General features: G+C 74.6%; 1 protein-coding gene and 1 pseudogene. Both read right to left on the bottom strand.

Translation table 11 applies throughout. The features are described from left to right. Positions 1-271: 271 nt before the first annotated feature. A complete protein-coding gene (locus tag SSBG_RS28590; protein ID WP_008749517.1) occupies positions 272-2,860 on the bottom strand; it encodes an ATP-dependent Clp protease ATP-binding subunit in 2,589 nt (862 codons plus the stop codon). A gap of 464 nt (positions 2,861-3,324) precedes the next feature. Then, positions 3,325-3,596: pseudogene (locus SSBG_RS28580) on the bottom strand (gfo/Idh/MocA family oxidoreductase); the annotation flags it as partial.

Raw genomic sequence — 3,596 nt, 5'->3', positions numbered from 1 at the left:
AGGACCGCTGGGGCCTGTCCTGGCAGATCGCCCCCGTCCCCTTCCTCGACCTCCTGGCGGGCCCCGACCAGGAACGCGCGGGGCGGGCGATGGCGGCCATGATGACGATGGGCAAGCTCGACCTGGCGGCGCTCATGGCGGCGGCGGACGGCGGGGACCGGTAGGGGCGGGCGCGCGGGACGGGCGCCCCGAGCGCGTCGCGGGGCACCCGTCCCCGGCCGCGTCGTGGGGCCCCGCCCGGGGTGCCCCGCGCACGCGCGCGGCGTCCGCGTCAGTCCGTGGCCGGTTCCGTCCGTGTGCCCTTGCCCGTCTCGGTCTCCGTGCGGAAGACGAGGCGGGGCGCGCCCTCCTCGGCGTCCACGACCAGGGCCGTGTGCTCGGGGAGTTCGCCGCGCAGGAGTTTGCGCGAGAGCTCGTTGGTGACCTCGCGCTGGATGGTGCGGCGCAGGGGGCGCGCGCCGTACTCGGGCTGGTAGCCGTGGTGGGCGATCCAGGCGACGGCGGCGGGTGTGAAGGCGACCTCGACGCCCTGGGCGCGCAGTCCGCGGCGCGTCTCGTCCAGCAACAGGTCGGTGATGCGGCGCAGTTGGGTGTCGTCGAGCTGCCGGAAGATGACGATCTCGTCGATGCGGTTGAGGAACTCGGGCCGGAAGTTCTCGCGCAGCGGGCGCAGGACGCGTTCCCTGCGGTCCTCCTCGTCGCTCCCGGCGTCGTTGCCGCCGAACCCGAGGCGGCCCTTGCTCGTGATCACCTCGGAGCCGAGGTTGCTCGTCATGACGATGACGGTGTTGGTGAAGTTGACGGTGCGGCCCTGGGAGTCGGTGAGCCGGCCGTCGTCCAGTACCTGGAGGAGGATGTTGAAGACGTCCGGGTGGGCCTTCTCGATCTCGTCCAGGAGGAGGAGCGAGTACGGGTTGCGGCGCACGGCCTCGGTGAGCTGCCCGGCCTCCTCGTGTCCCACGTATCCGGGCGGGGCCCCGACGAGGCGCGAGACGGTGTGGCGTTCCTGGTACTCGCTCATGTCGAGGCGCACCATGCGGTCCTCGCTGCCGAAGAGGGCTTCGGCGAGGGTGCGGGCGAGTTCGGTCTTGCCGACGCCGGTCGGGCCGAGGAAGAGGAAGCTGCCGATGGGCCGGTCCCCGGTGGAGAGCCCGGCGCGCGAGCGGAGCACGGCGTCGGCGACGGCCGAGACGGCCTCGTCCTGGCCGATGACACGCGCGTGCAGGTGCTCCTCCAGGCCGAGCAGGCGCTCCTTCTCCTCCTGGGTCAGCGAGCTGACGGGGATACCGGTCCGGCGCGAGACGACGTCGGCGATGTCCTCGACGGTGACCTCGGCGATGGTGTCCTTGTTGGGGTGCGGTTCGCCGCTGGCCTCGACGCGCTTCTCCAGCTCGCCGAGCCGGTCGCGGAGTTCGGTGGCACGTTCGTACTGCTCGGCGGCGACGGCCTGGTCCTTGTCGCGGCGCACCTGCTCGGCCTCGCGCTGGAGGGCGCGCACGTCGGTGCCCCGGGTGGAGGAGCGCATCCGGACGCGGGCGCCGGCCTGGTCGATGAGGTCGATGGCCTTGTCGGGGAGGAAGCGGTCGGCGAGGTAGCGGTCGGAGAGCTCCACGGCGGCGACGAGTGCTTCGTCGGTGTAGCGGACCTGGTGGTGGGCCTCGTAGCGGTCGCGCAGTCCGCGCAGGATCTCGACGGCGTCGGCGGGCGCCGGCTCGGGGACGAGGATCGGCTGGAAGCGGCGGGCGAGTGCGGCGTCCTTCTCGATGTAGCGGCGGTACTCCTCCAGCGTGGTGGCGCCGATCACGTGGAGTTCGCCGCGCGCGAGCGCGGGCTTGAGCATGTTGCTCGCGTCCATCGAGCCGCCGCCCTCGCCGCCTCCCCCGCCGCCCGCGCCGACGACGGTGTGCAGTTCGTCGATGAAGACGATGACGTCGTCGGAGTGCTCGCGGACCTCGTCCACGAGCGCGGTGAGCCGTTCCTCGAAGTCGCCCCGGTAGCGGGTGCCGGCGACGAGCGCCGACAGGTTGAGCTGGACCACGCGGCGGTCGGCGAGGATGTCCGGCACGTCGCCGTCGGCCATCCGCTGCGCGAGTCCTTCCACGACGGCGGTCTTGCCGACCCCGGCCTCACCGATGAGGACCGGGTTGTTCTTGCCGCGCCGGGCGAGGACCTCGACGGTCTGCTCGATCTCCTTCTCGCGGCCGATGACGGGATCGACGCGGCCCTGGCGGGCGGCCTCGGTGAGGTCGGTGCCGTACTTGTCGAGGGTGGGCGTGCCGCTGTTGCGGCCGGTCCCCGCGCCGGGGACGGTGCCGCGCTCGCCGCCGCCCCACGCGCCGCCCGGGTGCTCGCCGGGGGCGGGCCCGGGACCGCCGGGCGAGAAGCGGGCGGCGTCCAGGATGCGCCCCGCGGTGGCGTCCTTGTTGGCCGCGAGGGCCGCGAGCAGGTGCTCGGGGCCGATGTAGGAGGAGCCGGAGGCGCGGGCGATGTCGTGCGAGTCCATGAGGGCGCGTTTGACGGCGGGACTGACGGCGATGGAGCTGCGCGCCGGGCCTCGCTCGGCGTGCTCGTCGATCTCGGCGCCCACCTGGTCGGGGTCCACCCCGGCCTGGGCGAGGAGTTCCCGCGTGGGCTCGGCGGCGACGGCGGCGCGCAGCAGGTGCTCGGTGCCGAGGTCGCTGCTGCCGTTCTGGGCGGCGTAGTTGGCGGCCTCCTGGACGAGCTGGCGGGTGGGCTCGCTCATGAGGCGCGCGAAGTCGTAGTACCGGGGCCGGCGGGGCCCCTGGGAGGGGCTGCCACCGCCGAAGAACCGGGCGAGGAATTCCCCGAGGGGGTCCTGTCCGTAGTCCTCTGGTCCCATGTACGAGCTCATCTTCGCCACCCGTCAGCGCCGGCGGCCGGGGCCGGTGCGGTCGTGCCGGTCAGGTACGCACCCACGGGTTCCCCGCGGCCCCCGGCGCCACACCTGCCGCGCGAGGGGGCCCGGCGGGGCGGTACGGGTGCCCGGCCGGGGGCGGGCGAGGGCGGCGCGGGGCCCGGGATCCACTCGGACGAAGGAGCAGCGTCCGGTCGTACGAGCAGACAACACGGATATGTCGACAGGTGGCCGGTGCGGGGATGGGCCGGGCGGGGACTGCCGTGCGCCTGCGCGGGCATCCCTCCCGGCTGCCCGCGCCCGCCGGACGGCACGACGGGCGCGGGCAGCCGGGAGGGCGCGGGCAGCGGGGAGGGCGCCGGTGGGCCGGGAGGTCACGGCAGCCGGATGGACGCGCGCGGCCGGGCGGGCGCGCGGTGGAGAGGCGGGCGCCGCGTGCGGGTCGGCCGCTACTCCCCCGCCGCCTTGAGCTGCGCCTCCGCCTCCGCGAGGATTTCCGTGAGCCGGGCGCCGTAGCGGGCGTCGCACGCGTGCGGGGTCCCGGTGCCGATCGCCGTGAGCAGCGCGTCGATCGCGGCGCCGAAAGAGGTGACGGAGGTGTCGCGGCCCTCGGGGAGGCTTTCGGTGCCCTCGGTGCCCCGGAACGTGACCGCGACGCCGGCCGCCGCCTTGGGGGCGCTCAGGGTCAGGGCCGCCGAACTGGTGGCGCCGGAGGTGTGGC

Source organism: Streptomyces sp. SPB074, from assembly GCF_000154905.1.
Classification (GTDB): domain Bacteria; phylum Actinomycetota; class Actinomycetes; order Streptomycetales; family Streptomycetaceae; genus Streptomyces.
Note: the sequence above shows the minus strand (reverse complement) of the source record. Positions and strands in the feature narration are given on the sequence as shown.

What these genes read in the sequence shown, in the direction of transcription:
- SSBG_RS28590 (WP_008749517.1), bottom strand. Translation starts at nt 2,860, where the DNA reads ATGGGACCAGAGGACTACGGACAGGACCCCCTCGGGGAATTCCTCGCC.